The 17,263-nt window shown below is 44.7% G+C and carries 13 protein-coding genes; all 13 read right to left on the reverse strand.

Annotation, left to right across the window (positions count from 1 at the left end; translation table 11 throughout):
• Window positions 1-17 precede the first annotated feature (17 nt).
• Window positions 18-1,133, reverse strand: coding sequence for a glycoside hydrolase family 88 protein (locus tag NST34_RS23795; protein ID WP_341128880.1), 1,116 nt, complete (start codon window positions 1,131-1,133; stop codon window positions 18-20).
• Window positions 1,123-2,988: a DUF2264 domain-containing protein gene (locus NST34_RS23800; RefSeq protein WP_341128881.1), complete on the reverse strand. Its 1,866-nt coding sequence runs from the start codon at window positions 2,986-2,988 to the stop codon at window positions 1,123-1,125. The genes NST34_RS23795 and NST34_RS23800 overlap by 11 nt, the downstream gene beginning before the upstream one ends.
• A 24-nt stretch (window positions 2,989-3,012) precedes the next feature.
• Window positions 3,013-4,611, reverse strand: coding sequence for a response regulator transcription factor (locus tag NST34_RS23805; protein ID WP_042190710.1), 1,599 nt, complete (start codon window positions 4,609-4,611; stop codon window positions 3,013-3,015).
• On the reverse strand, window positions 4,586-6,358 hold the full coding sequence (locus NST34_RS23810) for a cache domain-containing sensor histidine kinase (RefSeq protein WP_076300792.1): 1,773 nt from the start codon (window positions 6,356-6,358) through the stop codon (window positions 4,586-4,588). The genes NST34_RS23805 and NST34_RS23810 overlap by 26 nt, the downstream gene beginning before the upstream one ends.
• A 132-nt stretch (window positions 6,359-6,490) precedes the next feature.
• A complete protein-coding gene (locus tag NST34_RS23815; protein ID WP_341128882.1) occupies window positions 6,491-7,855 on the reverse strand; it encodes an ABC transporter substrate-binding protein in 1,365 nt (454 codons plus the stop codon).
• A gap of 139 nt (window positions 7,856-7,994) precedes the next feature.
• Complete coding sequence (locus NST34_RS23820; RefSeq protein ID WP_283912227.1) at window positions 7,995-8,777, reverse strand: carbohydrate ABC transporter permease; 783 nt, start codon at window positions 8,775-8,777, stop codon at window positions 7,995-7,997.
• A 63-nt stretch (window positions 8,778-8,840) separates the two neighbouring features.
• A complete protein-coding gene (locus tag NST34_RS23825) occupies window positions 8,841-9,740 on the reverse strand; it encodes a carbohydrate ABC transporter permease (RefSeq protein ID WP_076284705.1) in 900 nt (299 codons plus the stop codon).
• A 293-nt stretch (window positions 9,741-10,033) separates the two neighbouring features.
• On the reverse strand, window positions 10,034-11,416 hold the full coding sequence (locus NST34_RS23830) for an MATE family efflux transporter (protein WP_341128883.1): 1,383 nt from the start codon (window positions 11,414-11,416) through the stop codon (window positions 10,034-10,036).
• 18 nt (window positions 11,417-11,434) lie between these two features.
• Window positions 11,435-11,866, reverse strand: a complete 432-nt coding sequence (locus NST34_RS23835) for a MarR family winged helix-turn-helix transcriptional regulator (protein WP_042190718.1) — start codon at window positions 11,864-11,866, stop codon at window positions 11,435-11,437.
• A 258-nt stretch (window positions 11,867-12,124) separates the two neighbouring features.
• A complete protein-coding gene (locus tag NST34_RS23840) occupies window positions 12,125-15,055 on the reverse strand; it encodes an insulinase family protein (RefSeq protein WP_341128884.1) in 2,931 nt (976 codons plus the stop codon).
• A 151-nt stretch (window positions 15,056-15,206) separates the two neighbouring features.
• Window positions 15,207-15,680: a hypothetical protein gene (locus NST34_RS23845; protein WP_042190722.1), complete on the reverse strand. Its 474-nt coding sequence runs from the start codon at window positions 15,678-15,680 to the stop codon at window positions 15,207-15,209.
• Window positions 15,677-16,939: a DNA polymerase IV gene (locus NST34_RS23850; protein WP_076284708.1), complete on the reverse strand. Its 1,263-nt coding sequence runs from the start codon at window positions 16,937-16,939 to the stop codon at window positions 15,677-15,679. The genes NST34_RS23845 and NST34_RS23850 overlap by 4 nt, the downstream gene beginning before the upstream one ends.
• The gene (locus NST34_RS23855) at window positions 16,932-17,129 is read right to left on the reverse strand and encodes a hypothetical protein (protein ID WP_076284709.1); all 198 of its coding nucleotides are present in this window, start codon (window positions 17,127-17,129) and stop codon (window positions 16,932-16,934) included. The genes NST34_RS23850 and NST34_RS23855 overlap by 8 nt, the downstream gene beginning before the upstream one ends.
• Window positions 17,130-17,263 lie beyond the last annotated feature (134 nt).

Genomic DNA, 17,263 nt, shown 5'->3' on the forward strand with positions numbered 1-17,263 from the left:
TTGTTCCATTCATCCTACTACCAATATCCTCGGATTCCGGTCTGCATGCGGATCAGCGCTTCTAAATAATAATAATCTCCCCAAATCATATGGCCATCAGGCACGCGTCCGCCTCTGACATGATAGGAGCCATGCTTTAGAAGTCCCTCCGCCTCTGGATCTCCAGATGTCGCATAATGTTCCACCAGAGATTTCATGCTGCGGAGTAGTGCCTCTTCATAAATAGCCCGGTCCGGGTCATCTGCGTCCAGAATGTCCAGCAGTTCCAAGAGGCCGGAAGCCGCGATCGCAGAAGCTGAGCTGTCACGAGGGGTCCCCGCTTCCACAGGCACATCGAAATCCCAATAAGCCACACTATCCTCCGGAAGATGGCTTATAAAATAATGAGCCAGGCTTTTAGAAGTAATAAGAAAATCCTCATTCTGCGTATAGCGATACGCCAGCGCAAAACCGTATATTCCCCAGGCTTGACCACGAGTCCAGGTCGAACCATCCTCATACCCTTGATGAGTTCCTCCACGAATCGCACTCCCCGTAGCCGGATCAAAGTAAAAAGTATGATAAGAGGAATCATCCCCGCGCACAAGAAATTTTCGGCTCTTTAACGCATGCTGAAGGGCTATATCATAGTAGCGATTGTCCCCCGTTTCCTCCGCAGCCCAGAACAGCAGAGGCAAATTCATCAAACAGTCAATAATGATACGCCCCCCGTTCTCAGGATCACTCTCTAGACCCCAAGCCTGGAGGATTCCAGCTGTTTCACGCCAGCGTTTACACAACGTATCTGCAGCCTGCAGACCGACAGCCCGCGCCGCTTCACTGCCTGTTATTTTCCACTCCGCTACTGCAGTTAGTGAATACAAAAAGCCAATATCATGATGATCTAAAGCGATGTGCTGATCCAAACGATGCTTGAAGTCCCCTAGCCATGAGGCTGCCGCCTCCTTAAAGAATGAATCTTTACCATATTCGTAGGCAAGCCACATCATGCCCACATAGAATCCCTCTATCCAATCATCATTGTCTCCCCATTCGTACTGTTGCCCCTCGGCGATATGGGGCACTTTGCCTGGATGGTTAGTAATGTTACTCCCAATTTTGTGAATCGCATCCTCAATGGCCTTAGTCCACATCTTTGTTGCTCCTTTCCAATAAATCAACAGTATGCAAAAGTGCATCGTTACTAGGATCGTATACAGCAATCCTTCCGTCTGACTGCCACTGAATAATCGGCGGTGATGACAGACTCTCCTGATTCTCCGGAGTATTCGTTGCTCCAAAGACAGCAGATATCAGTACCTGATCTCCCGGCTCCAGTCTGGAGATCAAGCTCGGAAGAAACGTCCGAGGCTTCAGCAGATTAGTATTCGGTTCGGGTAGCACGCATTCTCCCCGGTCAAAACCGCTTAGCATATGTATGGCACTGATTCCCCAGGGCAATTGCACCGAGACAGCAGTGTTAGATACATGAATGGTTTCCCGATCACTGCGTGAGAAGCCAGCAGACTGGCCAATGGCAAATCCACCCTCCGCTACGTCGAGACACCGGGCGCTGTGAATGCTGTGAATACGGACATGCCACAGACCCGCTGGAATAATCCATGTCTTCACATGTACATCGCTCCAGGGATGCCAGCGTGAATATACATAATTCTCTCCAATTTCCCACGTCTCGCAGAATCTGCGTACCCGGTAATGTTCATCGCATTCACACAATGCTAACGTAGAGTCGTAAGCGCCTTGAACTAAGCCATAACCCGCCTTCGGCACACTGAATCCGAACAGCGTGGAGTAAGCAAACTTGGAATATTTAGCTGCGCTATGGGCCATATCAAAGTTAGCCATCTGACCAGAGGTATAGGCAATAACATGCTTATTTCCTTCCGGACGACTCACCAGCATACGTGCCTCTTCGAGTGGTAACATCTCTTTCAATACAGGCAGTGGTTCTTCTTCCGCTTGCCAAAAAGGATGATCGTCCGGCAAGGCAAGAATAAGCATAGCTTTAAAGGCCCAATACGGTGATCCGGGGGCATTGTAGTTCTCCGTCATTACCAGATTCGGGTAAGCATATCCGATACTTAGTAATCCGTCTATTCCCATAATAGGCTTCTCAAACCACCAACGAAAATGACGCATTATAATTCCTTTGAGAACGCCATATGAAAAAGGAAGGACCTCGGCATACACCAGCGCACTCCAGAAAGAGACCTGCGCAAAACGATAGGTCAGACTACGTCCGAAAGGAATCGCACTTCCGTCCTCAGCAAACCAATACATAAAATCTTTGGCAAATTGCGCGGATCTTTCCCGGTAAACTGCAGCCCTCTGAGGATCATCATCCGCCATCAATTTAGCATATATCAGCGTATAATAATGCATAGCAAAAGCAATATAATAGTCTCTCTGATCGGTCAGCCCGTCGGAATACCAGCCATCACTCAAGTAATAGGTATCAATCTTCTCCAAATAATGATTCATTATCTCTTGATCGTAGGGCAATCCGACTTTCTTAAAGCCCACATTCACAAGAACCGTGAACATCAGCCAGTTATTCGGGTTCGAACGATCCACATGATTGATCTGGTTCAACCAGTTATATACCTGCATTTTCTGAACATCACTCAGCGGCTCCCACAGCTTATGCGGCGCAAGAGCAAGCCCCAGTCCCAGCACAGCTTGTTCCACCATACGCTGGTCTTTGGTTGAGAATTCACCCCAGTATTCTTCATGTTCAGGGTCAGTCCCATTGACGATCCCCTCGAGGAACTTCGGCCAAAGCGCACTCTCCCCTCCCCCGCTGGCATGGGGAACAAGCCCCCATAACGGACGAGCGAAGGCTTCCATCAGAGCGGTAGCTTCATTGTATATTGATCCTGTAGCTCCCATATCGATTCCTGCACATCCAGAAGTAAATCGACTCTCCAGCGGAGCATATAAGTCATTTAAGAACATTTGTAATTCATTTTTAGTACCCTTCAGTTCCACAGTAATGGTTCCTCCAATCCTTACTCAATGCCAAGCCGCATATTCACTGGGCCTCATGCCCATTTCCCGTTTAAACAGCTTGATAAAATAACTTTTGTTGGCATATCCCAGATACTCGGAGATCTCTTCCACAGTCTTTCCAGACTGATTAAGCAGCTCTTTTGCCTTCTGAAGCTTTAGCATATTTACATATTCGATGAAATTCTGGTTTGTTTCCCGTTTGAACAAGCGGCTGAAATAGCTGGCATTCAAGTTCAGGCGTCCAGCCATGTCCTCCAGCGTTATTTTCTCCGTTACATGACTGATCACGAACTGCTGGGCTTTAATAACTTCGCTCCGTTTGGACTTAATAGAGAATATACTTATTTTCCGCGCTAATTCTTCCAAGTACTGAACTAGCCACTCTTCCAAATGCTCGAGGGTATCAATGTCACTCACCACGCTAAACAGCTTTTCTTCGGCCATAGGCAATGGAGACTGCAGCAGCTGTTTCGTCTTCAATTGCAAGTCCATCAGCAACCGGAGAACACATTCCTTAACTTCATTTGGATGAAACTTTTGCGTTGCCACCCATTCTCGCCATTCCTTTACATGAACACGAAGCTCTGTTTCCCTATTCAAGGCAATATCATCATTAATAACAGCGTACAGACTTCCATATTCGGCATAAATATCATCCCGCGAAAAGCTAATCTCTTCAAAACGGTGAATGCCCGCCGCCGGAAAATAAAACCGCTGGATCTTCTCCTTTAGCATCCGCTGCAGTGTTCCGCGAATTTCCTCAGGACTGCGCGCCTCAGCACCAAATATGCAGGAGACAGACAGCTTGAGATATTTCTGTACTGCAGAGGCTGCATTTTGAATGGAATGATAGATCGCTTGGTGGTCTCTGGAAGACTGATCGCTGCAGAAAAGAATAACAATCTCCTTATGGCTGTATCTCGAAATAAATAAACTGTGATCAGCCTCAAGCACTTCCTGCATAATATTCTCGACGGCAAAAGAAATCGTATATTCACTCATACGCCGCACCCGTGAGGCTTCCTCTGGACGGTCAATCACTATAAGCATTGGAATGTAGGTCTTGGCATGGATCATAATTCCGTTTGACCGGGCTTGCTCGATCCAAGCTACCTTGTCCCAAGATTGGTATAACGTATCTTTTAGAAACTTTTCTTTTAGCGCAGCACGGTTTTGTGATTGCTTTTGCTTATATACCTGCATCTCGGTATGCTGCTGCCTGTTCAGACCCACTTCCTTCACAAGTGTTCTGAGTGCATGTTCCAGCTGCTCGATATTCAGTGATTCTTTTAAAATATATTCTCCTACGTTTAATTTCAGCGCCTGCTGAGCGTATTTGAACTCGTTGTGGCAGGACAGAATAATCGCACGAATTCCGGGCTTCATCGCTCTGAATTTCTCAAGCATCTCCAGTCCGTTCATCTTAGGCATGCCAATATCGGTGATAATCAGATCCGGTGGATTCTGCCGTGCTTTTTCCCAAGCCTCAAGACCGCTATAATAACATCCGGTGAGTTCAATCCCGAGCTCACTCCATGACACGGCCTGCGACAAATAACGGATAACCGGATAGTCATCATCCACCAAAATTGCCGTCAGCATTCTCTATACCCACCTTTCCGTAGTTCAGTGGAAACTCCAAACAAATCTCCGTACCCACATCAGGTTCGCTTGATATATTCAACTTAAATGAAGCACCATAAATCATACTGAGGCGTTGGGCCACATTACGTAAGCCTATGCCGGAGAATCCTTTTCTGTCCTCTTCTGCAATTTGCTCACTACTGTATGCGGTTTCACGAAGTCTTTTTAAATTCTCCTGTGACATTCCGATACCATTATCCTTAATGGTGATAACCAAGGTTCCTGTAGTTGCAATAATACGAGCTTCAATAAAGATCTCACCACCAAACTGCTCGAAACCATGGATGATGGCATTCTCGATCATAGGCTGAATCATAAACCGAGGCACCAGTGCTTCAGCAGTTCCGTCTGCTAAATTCATTTCCAGCCTGACCTGATTGGCATGACGAAAATTCATCAAAGTCACATAATGAGATATCGTATCTGTCTCCTCACGAAGCGGGATAAACTCATTGTCTCTGTTAAAGGTCATACGGAGCAAAGACGACAACGAACCAATCAACTCGGCGTTCTCCTTGTCTCCTTGCATCAGAATATTTAACCGGATCGAATTCAACAGATTAAACATAAAGTGCGGATTGATCTGTGCCTGCAGCATTTCCAGTTCAGCTTTTCTCTTTCCTGTTTGCTCATAGGTGATTTGTTCAATCATGGACTCGATTCGATCTAGCATTTGGTCGATGGTACGGGCCAGTTGAGCCGCCTCATTATTCCCACGGATTAACGAACGTTCATCCAGTTGACCACGACCTATTCGCTTTACAAAAGCACTTAATTTCACGATGGGCTGAGTCAGCTTAGAGATTAGAACGGTTAAGAGAACGGAAAAGAAGGTAAAGAATAGAATTTGCACGGCTAAGCTGATAAATAAAATCTGTTTATTCTTTGACAATGCCGCCTTCATAGGGATAATGCTCACCATCTGCCATCTGTTGCTGCTCAGCTCCTGGTCAACATACAAAAATTTCTCCCCACTGATCTCGACAGTATCAAGCCGACCTTCCTTTTTCCACCACGTCATTGTTTCACCAATTCGGGCTGGATCAGCATGTGAGACTACAGTTCCCTTGTCATCCAAAAGCATCATCTCTTTGCCATTGTCATTGTTCAGATAAGGGCGGAGTTTACGCTCATTGATGTTGATAATCATATATCCGATCGTGCTGCTGGAGGTCGATTGTATAGGTCTCGCAATAGTTACCCAATTGGCTGAGCCCTTATCAGAATAGTTGTAGTAGGTGTCGTGCTCCGCTCTCCAGAAAGTCGAAATCGGCTGAGTTTGTTTCAATAGTGACATCCAACGCTCGCTGTAAAAGGTTTTCGGATTAAAGTCGCTATAAGGATAACTCGTATAAATAAATCCATTCTTACCGATCAGTGTCACTTTCAAATACTCTGAAAGAACGAACATATCATCCAGCATCCGCGACATACGGTTATACTGGATGATCTCTTTCGCTGAATGGAGCGACTCTGGAACAGCAGACATCATCTGCCTGATTTCGCTGTTCTGAAGTACAAAATTGGACTGCTCCAGCGTTTGTTCAAAAATGGCATTCATATTGGCACTGGACGCATTGAGAGATTCTCTTGCGCTGCCAACGGCCTTCTCCAGAATCAGATCCCGGGTTAAATAATCTGTAACCATGTAAATGCAGACTAGCGGGATCAGTACGCAAATCATTGAAGACCAGACAAGTTTCATTCGAAGTGATTGATGCTTTCTAAACACGGATGACAGGCCCCATATCTGTTTTAAATTTGGAGCAGGAGGCAGAAATGCTTTCCTGCCCCCACATTATAAGCCCCCTTGGGGAAGCGTACAATCAGTCTCCGCCTACTTTCCGCTGTTGTTCTGAACGACTTCCGAAATTTTCTTATCGATATTGGTAACGGTGACATCCAGATCCTGTTGGCCAAGGAGATACATTTCCGCTTCTGGAATAACGTTGTTCTTAGCTTCATCCGCATATTTAGCCGGAACTTGCGTCGCACCAGGTGCTGAATTCTCCATCGTATATTTCAGGGATTCAACATCAATCATAGATGGATCCTTAGAACCACTCACAATCGTATCCACCAATTTGTTCGTATCCGACTTCGCCCAGCCAGAGAAGACACGTCCGCCAATTTCCAGTCCTTCTGAGGTATACCAGCGTACAAAGGTGTAAGCAGCTTCCTTATGCTTGGATTTAGCAGCGATCCCCATATAGGTTGGTTGAACAGGTGAGTAATGTTTGCTCTCACTATCCAGTCGAGGGATCGGCGCAAACGCGGTAACGAAGGTTGCTGGAATGGCATCCGTTCCACCCGATTCCGCAACCATCCAGTCACCCATCGGAAGTATCGCCGCTAAACCATTAAAATACTGATTCCGGTAGGCAAGCTTTTGCGAAATAATATCCTCGTATGGAGTAGCACTCTTATCTTCGTACATCATTTTCTTCATCATCTGCAGATTAGCCTTAAATTGCGGGTCCAGAGCATTGGAGGTTCCGTCAGATTTTAGAAAAGTATTATCCTCAGGTTTACTCATCAGCTGGAGTTGGAAATAATCTGGCCAATTGTGCAGATAGGCGCCAAAACGCTTCGTTGCGCCCTCACCCTTGGTCAATTTCTTGGCATACTCTTCGAAATCCGCCCAAGTCCAGTCGGTCGGAACCGGCAGACCAGCCTCATCTAGCATTTCTTTGTTAAGAAGCACGAACCAGCGCTGCATAGAAGACGGTAACGCATAGACTTTGCCATTGACCGTAGTGTCCACTAGATATTCATCGGAGAGCTTATACCCTTCTTTCTGAATATATTCGTCCATCGGCGCTAACACACCGATATCTGCACGCTGCGAATAGTTGGTATACGGCAGTTCGACAATATCCAGCGGATCACTTGCAGCGGCCATCAAATCCAGTTTCTGCATAGAGGCTACAGAATCGCCTTTTTCATTCAGTAGATCCACTTCTACATGAATGTCGGGATGCGCCTTCTCAAACTCTGCGATAATCGTACTCCACTTCGCTTTAGCTTCCGTCTGCCAGGTACTCAGCTTCAGCGTAACCTTCTCTGCTGCAGGCTCCTTATTTCCACCAGCATCAGGCGCATCTGTTGCTCCTGCATTATTTGTTTTCGCATTTCCACCGCAAGCGGCCAATGACAACGCCATAGATGTGATCATAAGCACGGATAATAATTTCTTTTTCATATAGACCCTCCTATAAATGTGTTGGGTATACCTCACTTTACAGCCAAAGCTATGTAACTGCTTACAAGAACATCCTAACATGCAGGATAGACGAGGAAAGTTCTCATATTCTACCGAAGAGAAACTATTTTGACTTTTATTATCCTTTCACGCCTCCGAGGGCAATTCCCTCAATAACCTGCTTCTGACCGAGAGCAAAAATAATCAGCAGTGGCAGAATTGCAGATACCGCACCAGCCATCATGAGGGAATAAACATCCCCGTATTGGTCCCCAAACAACCGAATACCTAACTGAATAGTAAACAGCTCTTTAGATTTCAAAAAAATGAGTGGGTACTGATAGTCGTTCCAGGTCCAGATAAAACGCAGAATAGCATAAGTAGCTACAGCGGGACGGATCAGCGGAAATGCAATTTGTAGAAAAGAACGAAAATGACCTGCTCCATCCATCCGCGCCGATTCAAGATACTCGTTGTTTACCCCCATAAAAAATTGCTTGAGCATAAACGCACCGATAATACTAAAGCTGTTAATTAAGATCAATCCTAAATGCGTATCAATCAGATTCAGCCAGTTAAATAGTAGAAACTGTGGAACCAGCGAAGCCTGCGGAGGAACCATGTAAAGGGCCAATACAACTACAAACATCGCATCTCTACCCGGAAAGCGCAGCTTGGAGAACCCATAAGCAGCCAGTGCGCATATCAGCACATTAATTATAGTCGTGGCTAGCGTAATATAAATGGAATTTCCATAATAGCGAGCGAAGTCACCCGACCAAACCTGTTTATAATTTTCAATGAGGTTCCACTGCTGTGGCAACCATTGAATTGGAAAGTTAAATACATCTTTCTCCAGTTTAAAGGAAGTGGACAACATCCATAGAAATGGTAAAAGAAATGCGATGCCTAGCAGGCCCATCGCGATTGTCCAGATGGTTCTGGATAGAAGCTCTTTTCTCACTGTAATTTCTCCTTTCTGCCTTTAATAATTGACCCATTTTTTTTGCGCTAACATCTGCAGGGCTGTAATGATCAGGCAGATGAGGAACAGGACAAGTGCCATACTAGAAGCATAACCCGTCTTTAACTGGTTGAAGGCAGTGTCATATAGCTCATATACGATAACTGTCGTGGAGTTAGCAGGTCCGCCTTGCGTTAGTACTTGAATCAGATCGAAGATTTTAAATGAACCAATGACCCCTGTAACCAGCAGGAAAAAGGTGGTTGGAGAAATGCAGGGAACCGTGATATTGCGGAATTTCCGCCAGCTATTGGCGCCATCAATATCAGCTGCTTCATAAAGATCCTTCGGAATGCTCTGCAACCCTGCGATAAAAATAATAATGTTGTAACCGAGCTGAATCCAGATCTGGATCAACATAAGCGACGGCAAAGCATAATGAATATCAGCTAACCATTTTGGCGGATTACTCCAACCCAGTGACATCAGGAATTGATTGACAGGTCCTAGTGAGGGATGGAACATTACCTGCCAAACCATAGCGATGGCAACTACACTGGAGATGTACGGAAGGAAATAAATCACTTTAAACAAATCCTTCAGAAACACCTGTTTATCAATCAAGATAGCCAGCAATAGCGCAACGATGATCGTAACCGGTACTGTGATAATAAAGAGCAGATTGTTCAGCAAGCTTTTCATAAAAGCATCATCATGAAACAGCCTTATGAAATTATCCATGCCCGCGAACTTAATCCCCCCTAACCCAGCCACAAAGTTCCAGTTCGTGAAGCTTAACAGCAGTGAGCCCAGCACTGGGATCAAGGTCAAGATGATCAGCCCCAACATCAGTGGAGCGACGAATAAATACCCAGCGATCGCTTCGCGCGTATCCATTTTAAGATGAAATTTTCGTATCATAGTTCTCCTCCTTTACTTATCCATAATTGTAGAAAAAGTAGGCGTTGATCATAAGAACTAGAATTGTTCATTTTGGAACTAATTTTACCGATCCTTTAGTTACGAAATTTTCTAGACAACCAAGTATAAACACCTTTGGCGTCCTTATAAGGATGCCAAAGGTGTTTATGCGAGAAATATAAGACATAAAGTATATTGTAAAACTTATACTTTCTTATATTTGCAAAAAAAGCGCGAGCCAAGCTCCCGCCATCCACTACATTTCTATTTTTCCACGTAAAGTAAAGATCGTTTTACACGGACGCAACCTCTACAACACCTATTCCATCCCCACCCGTGCTTTTCAGCTTCTTACTAAAAATCATAAACAAGATGACGCCCATTAAGCTCGTTATAACTTCTGTTATGGTCATTGACCAGATCACGCCATGAAGTCCAAAAACAGAATGTAACACGATAATCATAGGGATAAACAATACGCCTTGTGTGATGGCCATAATGTTTGTTGGTATCCCCTGTCCGGTCGCTTGAAAAATACTCATAAACAAACCTGTAAATCCATTAAATAAAGCAGAAATCAGCATGGCTACCAAAATATAAGTTCCCATACTTAACACTGAAGGGTCATTCGAGAAGAAGTGCAGAATCGTTCCTCTAAACAGAAACACTAGACCTACAAAGACAAAAGCAATACCTCCGATATAGGCAAAAGCATGTTTAATCGTTGATTTAAGTCTCGCCATATTTTGACTAGCAAAGTTAAACGCAAATAGTGGAATTAAACCTAAGAATAGGCCCATTGATAAGAACTCCGGAACTTGCACAATTCTTAAGGCCACACCAAATCCGGCAACCACATTTTCTCCATATTGAATCGCGAAGTTATTTAACAAAAGCGTGCTCACAATCACAAAACTGAATTGTAATAACTCCGATACACCTATTTTGTATACTTCTAATTGATCTCGAACAGATATCTTGAAATGCTTCAAAAATCCCCTTAAATGCTCACTTTTCGTTTCTAAAAAATAGACATAATAAATCGCGGAACCCACATTCGCTAAAACCATCGCCAACGCAGCACCTGCCACATGCCATTTCAGCACAAGAATAAAGAGTGGATCAAAAATTAAACTTAAAGCCGTACTAATAAAGATACCGTACATCGATTCTTTGGAGGCACCTTCGGAACGGACTAGCTGTTCCAAGGCAAAATTAAGCACAATGGCAAATCCACCGGCAAAAAGAGTCAAAGCATAAGCCTTAGTAAAGTCTAGAGTAGCAGCATCTGCGCCTAGTAATCGCGTAATTGGATCAATCGCTAACATCGCTATTAGAGCAATAAGAATACCCACTATAATGCTTCCATAAAAAGTGTATCCGGCAACCTTCTTTCCCTTCTCCGTATCCTTTTGCCCCGCGAGCCTTGTAATAAATGTTCCGCCACCTACGCCAAGCATATTCCCAAAGGCCATTAAGACTGTGAAAATGGGTAGACCCAGCGTAATGGCAGTCAGCATACTAGTATTGTGAAGTAAGCCAATGAAATAAGCATTGATTACATTATAGATGGTACCAACAGACATCCCGATCATCATAGGAATGGATAAATGAGCAATTGCCTTCTTGATCGGCGCCGATTCTAAATAATATTGATTGGAGACTTCTGTTTCCATGATTAACCCTCCGAACGTTTATAGACTTGAATTAACTTTTTGCAGTAAAGACTTTAAGTTTGCTGTTTCTTCCGGACTGAGTGCTTTTGTAATGCTTGCTTCTACCCCTGAGAAAATCTCATTGAACTCTTCGACCAAAAGAGCGCCCTTTTCCAAAACAAAAATGCTCTTCTGCCGTTCATCATTTTCAGGTGTGACACGCTTGATATAGCCTTTCTTTTCTAACCCTTGAAGCATGCTGGTGATACTCGCCCCTTTTCTATTAAAGACTTCCGCCAAATCCTTTTGAATTACACCTTTTTCTTGATGCTCAAAAATATAACCGATCATGCGTCCTTGCTGTGAATTCAGCCCTAGCTCATTCAGCCTGGCGTCAGCTGTACTTTTTAGTTTCATCCCGATCTCTCGAATCAAATTAGAAAATGGTGTATTTTCAACGGGTTTGCTCATTATTATTTCCTCCGCATTCGTATTAGTTAGAACTCTAAGTAACATCATTATCATAATAGTTAGAACTCTAACTGTCAATGTTCTAACTAAATAAACTGATTTTATTCTTCCTTTAAGGTAAGTACATGACTGCGGTGAATGTTTGGACTTCCGGCCGCTGTTCCTTTGTAGAATATTTTTTTAGTTCACCTTATTAAAAAACGCCCCTCTCCAGCACATGCCCGTAGACATATACTGAAAAGGAGCGATTAGAGAAACTTACTTCACAAGTTCTTCCAGCTTTCCGAATAAAGCGGTTTTCGATTTCAGCTTTGAAGCATTGCCGACTACAGTGAAATAGTTCTGTTCCGTCACAGCCTTAAGTAAATCGGTGTACTGTCTGATATCTTCTGGTGTTGTCGACAAGATTTCATCCCGCTCTCGCTGCAGTTCGGCCTCTGTCACCTGTTCAAAATAATGTCGGTCCGCCCGCCGTCCCTGTGCGCTGGGACTAAGAGGCTGATCCAGCATAGATAAGGTGCCAATGATCGCTTTGGTCATCTCATCGGGATCTGCTTCATACCCCTCAACAAATCGATAAGCCTGATCATAAACCTCCAGCGTCTCCTGCAAATTCGGATCACGGTAGGAGGTGAACATCATTATCCCATCTCTGCGCAGAACCAGGTTTCCGCCATACGCACCGCCCTTCACACGTACGGCATTCCACAGATAGGTAAGGCTCATGATTTTCTTGAGCACCTGCATTTTGCCTGAATATGTGAATCCTAGCTTAGTGAAGTCGTATCCCTTAACCACATATTGCACCTGGCTGGAAGACATGAATCCTTCATTGTCCGCATGTCCCTGTGCCGTAATCTTAGGCCTATTTACTACTGGCCGATCCTGGATACCCAGCTTCGCTGCATTAGCTATGAATTCTTCATACAAATCAGGCGTACCAGTCACGCTGATGATCAAATTGTTTTTATTGAACAAATCCCCACAGATGCCCTTCAGTGTGTCTGCCACCTGAGCTCCCTGCTGATCGAACGTCTCCGCAAGCTCGCGGATAAAGCGGTAATAAGTAACACCGCCCTGTTGTTCCTGATAAGCTCCCATATCCGAGAAATAGGACATCAGGCGGCTGGCCGCAATCTCATTCCCTCTTTGATTCAGAATCGATTCCATCTGCGAGGCTTCCCGGCGGACGATTTCCTGCAGCTTGGTCAGATTGTCGAGCGCACTTGTGTAGAGTATCTCTCGCAGTAGGTCCAGTGATTCACCAATATGCCCCGCCATCACCTTCACCAGCGCAGAGAATTTAGGCTGATAACTCGCCCCCGTAACTTTTGCAGCGCCATAGAGCTCATTCCTGAAATATATGCCCCCGGTTTTGATCCCGATTTCACTGGTGAGCTCTTTAATAGCGTAAGAGGCAGTCTCCATTTGGCCCAATACCTCTGCCAATAGCACCAAATAAGGAATTCGTTCAGGAGCTATAACACCCGTATCCCAATAAAGCTTGCAGTAGGCAATCTTATGGGTAGCTACCTCATGGTGGATCACCTTTATGCCCTCATGGATTTGTTCATGGGTCGGCACCTGAGGTTCTACGCTGCGGTTAATATCCTGTAAAGACAAGCTCGGTAGCTTCTGTAAATCTTCGGCTGCATCCGCACGACTCTGCCGCGCCAGAAGATGCTGTGTACTCTGAACAAGCTGCTCCAACTGATCTGGTTGCAGTGACGCTTTGTATTCACTCAATTGATGCTGAGTAGATGCTTCCTTTTCCGCTGCGATAGTCTTGGACGGGTTCAGTACCACTACACTGCAATGATCACTGTTCAGCAAATAGTCCTCAATCAGCTTCTCAAAATAACGGTCCGCAAGCTTTTCCCGAATGGCCGTGAGCACCTCTTCATAGCGCATGTGAGTAGTCGGCTGACCGTCATAGAGCCAGGATTTCATCACTTCGATATTGTAAGTAAGACCCTTCGGATACTGGTTAAAGTCCGCTTCCCGCAGTTCAAATTCCTTACTGTTGACCGCTGCCAGCACCAGCTTCTCATCTAGTCCGTCCTGGACCAAACGCTTTAATGTAGTCTTCACCAGCTCCACAAAGGCATCTTTGGAGGAGGCATTGGAATGCGTTAGCGTAATACCAAGCAGCGGTTGAACCATACTGTCGGAATAAAAAGCAAACGCGTCTTTGCCAAGTCCACTTTCGAGCAAGGCTTGCTTGAGCGGAGCTGCGTTGCTGTCCATCAGCATGCTTTTTAAAATATCAAAAGCAAGGTTCAGTTCCCGATCAGTAGAAGTTCCAATCACATAATTTAGACTCAAATAAGTCTTATCAGTGGCTGCTTCTGCTTCCAGAATCGGATAATCCGCTACCAGCTCCGTCATTCCAATGGGCTGTTGTAGGGCAATGGAAGTATCAAAGCTATTCCGTTCATAAGACCCAAGATATTCCTGGTCTATAAATTGCAGCTTTTCTTCAATATTAACGTCTCCGTAGAGATAAAAATAACTGTTAGACGGATGATAATAGTTGCTGTGCGCCTTGAGAAACTGCTCATAGGTTAGCGCAGGAATTTCCTGTGGATCTCCACCTGAAGAATGACGGTAAATCGTGTCCGGATACAATGACTTTTTGATTCTATCCATCAATACCGTAGTCGGCGAGGAGTATGAACCCTTCATCTCGTTGTAAACCACGCCTTTATAGATTAACTCATCTTCGGGATGCTGAAGCTCGTAGTGCCAGCCCTCTTGCTCAAAAATTTCTTGTTGCTTATAAATATTCGGTTGAAAAACACTATCCAGATAAACCTCCACCAAATTAGAGAAGTCCTGATCGTTCCGGCTTGCTACTGGATACATCGTCTTATCCCCAAACGTAAATGCGTTCAGGAACGTCTGCATCGAGCCTTTCAGTAATTCTACAAAAGGTTCCTTGACCGGATATTTCTCTGAACCACATAATACGGAATGCTCCAAAATATGAAAGACCCCCGTACTATCTTCAGGCGGGGTCCTGAAGCTTACACTAAATACCTTGTTGTCATCCTGATTCTGCACGAACAGCAGCCTGGCGCCGCTCTTCAGATGTTCCAGCGTGAATACGTTGGATTCGTTCTCCGGGATAAATTCCTCATTAACAACCTGAAATCCATAATAAGTGTTCCCTGTGATCAAACGGCTCATAGATTTCCCTCCTCTGTTTAGGGATATGATAACTCTACATGAGCTTATCATATCCCTGGGCGATTATTCCATCAGTAGAAGGTCTCCGGGATTAATTTCTGGTTCACACAAAACAAGACCACACCAGTATAATTACTGACAAAGCCTTGTTTTATTTCAAATGATCTTTTAATATTGCTCCGAGTTCAGCTGTGTATTTAGTCAACCTTAAGCTTATCTCTGTACGCATAACATCTCGAGTTAAACCAAAGCGTTCCTGATATCCACGGCAAAAGATTTTGTAATACACCAAGAATTCCTCCTGTTCATCTGCCAGCACCCTGATATTCCGCTGTTTCAGCTCTTTTTGCAGCCGATAAGTATCCTGCATGATCCGGCGTTGAATGGCTTGACCAGCCATCAGATAGGCACGTTTAAGAATGTTGCTGGAGGGCTCGATCTCTTTCAGGCTCTTGCTAACCATAGTATCTATATAAGGAAGCAAAATGAGGTCTCGAACCATCGTACGTTCCTCCATAGTTATCATTTTATCTGGGTTCTCACGCTGCTGTTCCTCGTACTGCTCAACATGCTCGGTCATGATCATTTTCGTTTTCCAGCGTTCATTACCCTCAAGTTTACTCATTTATAGTGACCTCCAATCTGTTCAGCTCTTTCTAAGGCAACACCGGATTCAAGCATAGATGAAGCTCTGATTAGAGCTTTACTGCCATAACGAGCTTTTATTTGATCGATTGCACGTTCTTTGTTGTAAGCCCGAACCCTGTCATCAAAGAGTGTAAGTTGGATGACGCTATCATCTGATAGGTTAGTCAAGGAAATCGCTAATCGACCTATGGGAAGGCCCGACCAGTTGTCTGCAAATAATTTTTGCGCAGCAGCAGCTACTTCGTGTGTTAGTGATGTGGGTTCGGGCAATGTCATCTGACGCTCGTAAGCGTTTGAACGCTCTCCGTCCGTCTCTAAAACTGAAATAGATACTACCGATCCCATATAACCATACCGCCGGGCTCGCTGGCATACTTCAATGACGAGCTCAAGCAGCACAACCTCAATATCCGTATGCCTGGTGTATAAATTCCAGCGCAAAGCCTTGCCATGTCCCACTGATTTGATTTGATGACGCATTCCTGTGACCACTGGACTAGGATCTAGCCCGCGCGCAGTTTGCCAATAATATTCCGCTTGAATATCACTTTGCTTCCCCATGGTAGTTCGCATTCGTCGCTTAAATTCTGACAGTTCCATTCGCGCAATATCTCCAATTGTGGATATACCCATACGCCAAAAATTCTTGGTCATTCTAGCCGCTACCATAAACATATCCTGCACGGGAAGTTTCCAAAGGGTCGTCTCTAATTGATCAAAAGTCAGTTCGTAAATTCCATCCTTCATCTTTTTGGCGTAGTTATCTGTCGCCATCTTTGCCATAACCTTAGTAGATCCAATACCTACCCGAGTCCAGACTCCCGTCGAAAGTAAAACATGATGCTGAATTTTATGAATCATATCCTGCAGCGATCCTCCGAAATATGCAAGAGATCCTGTGACATCAAGAAACTGCTCATCGATACTGTAGGGTTCTACCAGGTCGGTGTATGTTCGATAAATCTCTGATATCAAGAGCGATACTTTAATGTAAGTCCCCATACGGGGACGTATTACGATTAGTTCTGGGCATTTTGCTAAAGCTTCACCTACACGCGAAGCCGTTGTTACACCCTTTGCTTTTGCAAGCGGGCAGGCCGCCAACACAATACCGTTCATTCTTGTCGGATCCCCTACTGCAACAGGTTTATCTCGATATTCAGGATGGGCAGCCTTCTCCACAGAGGCGTAAAATGCCTGGCAGTCAGACAGTAGTATGACACGCTCCTTAGGCATGACGCTTTTCCTGCACGGGCTGCCATGAAAGAATATTTGCTGCCAAGAACATGCGAGGCGTTCCTGTAGTCAGACAGCTTGCTCGTATGCGTCCGTCACGGATACTGTGTATTTCAATTTTCCGCTGGCTGATATTTCTCGCCTTATCCTGATATATAATTTCAATTATTTGGCCGATGCTGATTTGCATGCGATCGCCTCCATAAAAATAAGAACACTTGTTTGTATTATATGCGTAATCGGGAATTTTAAGCAACAAAAAAGGTGAGGTAATTTCCCCCACCATACCGGATCTGATTTTTTAAAGCTGAGAATAATCTAATC

It is taken from the genome of Paenibacillus sp. FSL H7-0714 (assembly GCF_038003765.1).
In the GTDB taxonomy this organism is placed as follows: domain Bacteria; phylum Bacillota; class Bacilli; order Paenibacillales; family Paenibacillaceae; genus Paenibacillus_AQ.

What these genes read in the sequence shown, in the direction of transcription:
- NST34_RS23825 (WP_076284705.1), bottom strand. Translation starts at nt 9,740, where the DNA reads ATGATACGAAAATTTCATCTTAAAATGGATACGCGCGAAGCGATCGCT.
- NST34_RS23835 (WP_042190718.1), bottom strand. Translation starts at nt 11,866, where the DNA reads ATGAGCAAACCCGTTGAAAATACACCATTTTCTAATTTGATTCGAGAG.
- NST34_RS23830 (WP_341128883.1), bottom strand. Translation starts at nt 11,416, where the DNA reads ATGGAAACAGAAGTCTCCAATCAATATTATTTAGAATCGGCGCCGATC.
- NST34_RS23845 (WP_042190722.1), bottom strand. Translation starts at nt 15,680, where the DNA reads ATGAGTAAACTTGAGGGTAATGAACGCTGGAAAACGAAAATGATCATG.
- NST34_RS23840 (WP_341128884.1), bottom strand. Translation starts at nt 15,055, where the DNA reads ATGAGCCGTTTGATCACAGGGAACACTTATTATGGATTTCAGGTTGTT.
- NST34_RS23810 (WP_076300792.1), bottom strand. Translation starts at nt 6,358, where the DNA reads ATGAAACTTGTCTGGTCTTCAATGATTTGCGTACTGATCCCGCTAGTC.
- NST34_RS23795 (WP_341128880.1), bottom strand. Translation starts at nt 1,133, where the DNA reads ATGTGGACTAAGGCCATTGAGGATGCGATTCACAAAATTGGGAGTAAC.
- NST34_RS23820 (WP_283912227.1), bottom strand. Translation starts at nt 8,777, where the DNA reads ATGGGCCTGCTAGGCATCGCATTTCTTTTACCATTTCTATGGATGTTG.
- NST34_RS23805 (WP_042190710.1), bottom strand. Translation starts at nt 4,611, where the DNA reads ATGCTGACGGCAATTTTGGTGGATGATGACTATCCGGTTATCCGTTAT.
- NST34_RS23850 (WP_076284708.1), bottom strand. Translation starts at nt 16,939, where the DNA reads ATGCCTAAGGAGCGTGTCATACTACTGTCTGACTGCCAGGCATTTTAC.
- NST34_RS23815 (WP_341128882.1), bottom strand. Translation starts at nt 7,855, where the DNA reads ATGAAAAAGAAATTATTATCCGTGCTTATGATCACATCTATGGCGTTG.
- NST34_RS23855 (WP_076284709.1), bottom strand. Translation starts at nt 17,129, where the DNA reads ATGCAAATCAGCATCGGCCAAATAATTGAAATTATATATCAGGATAAG.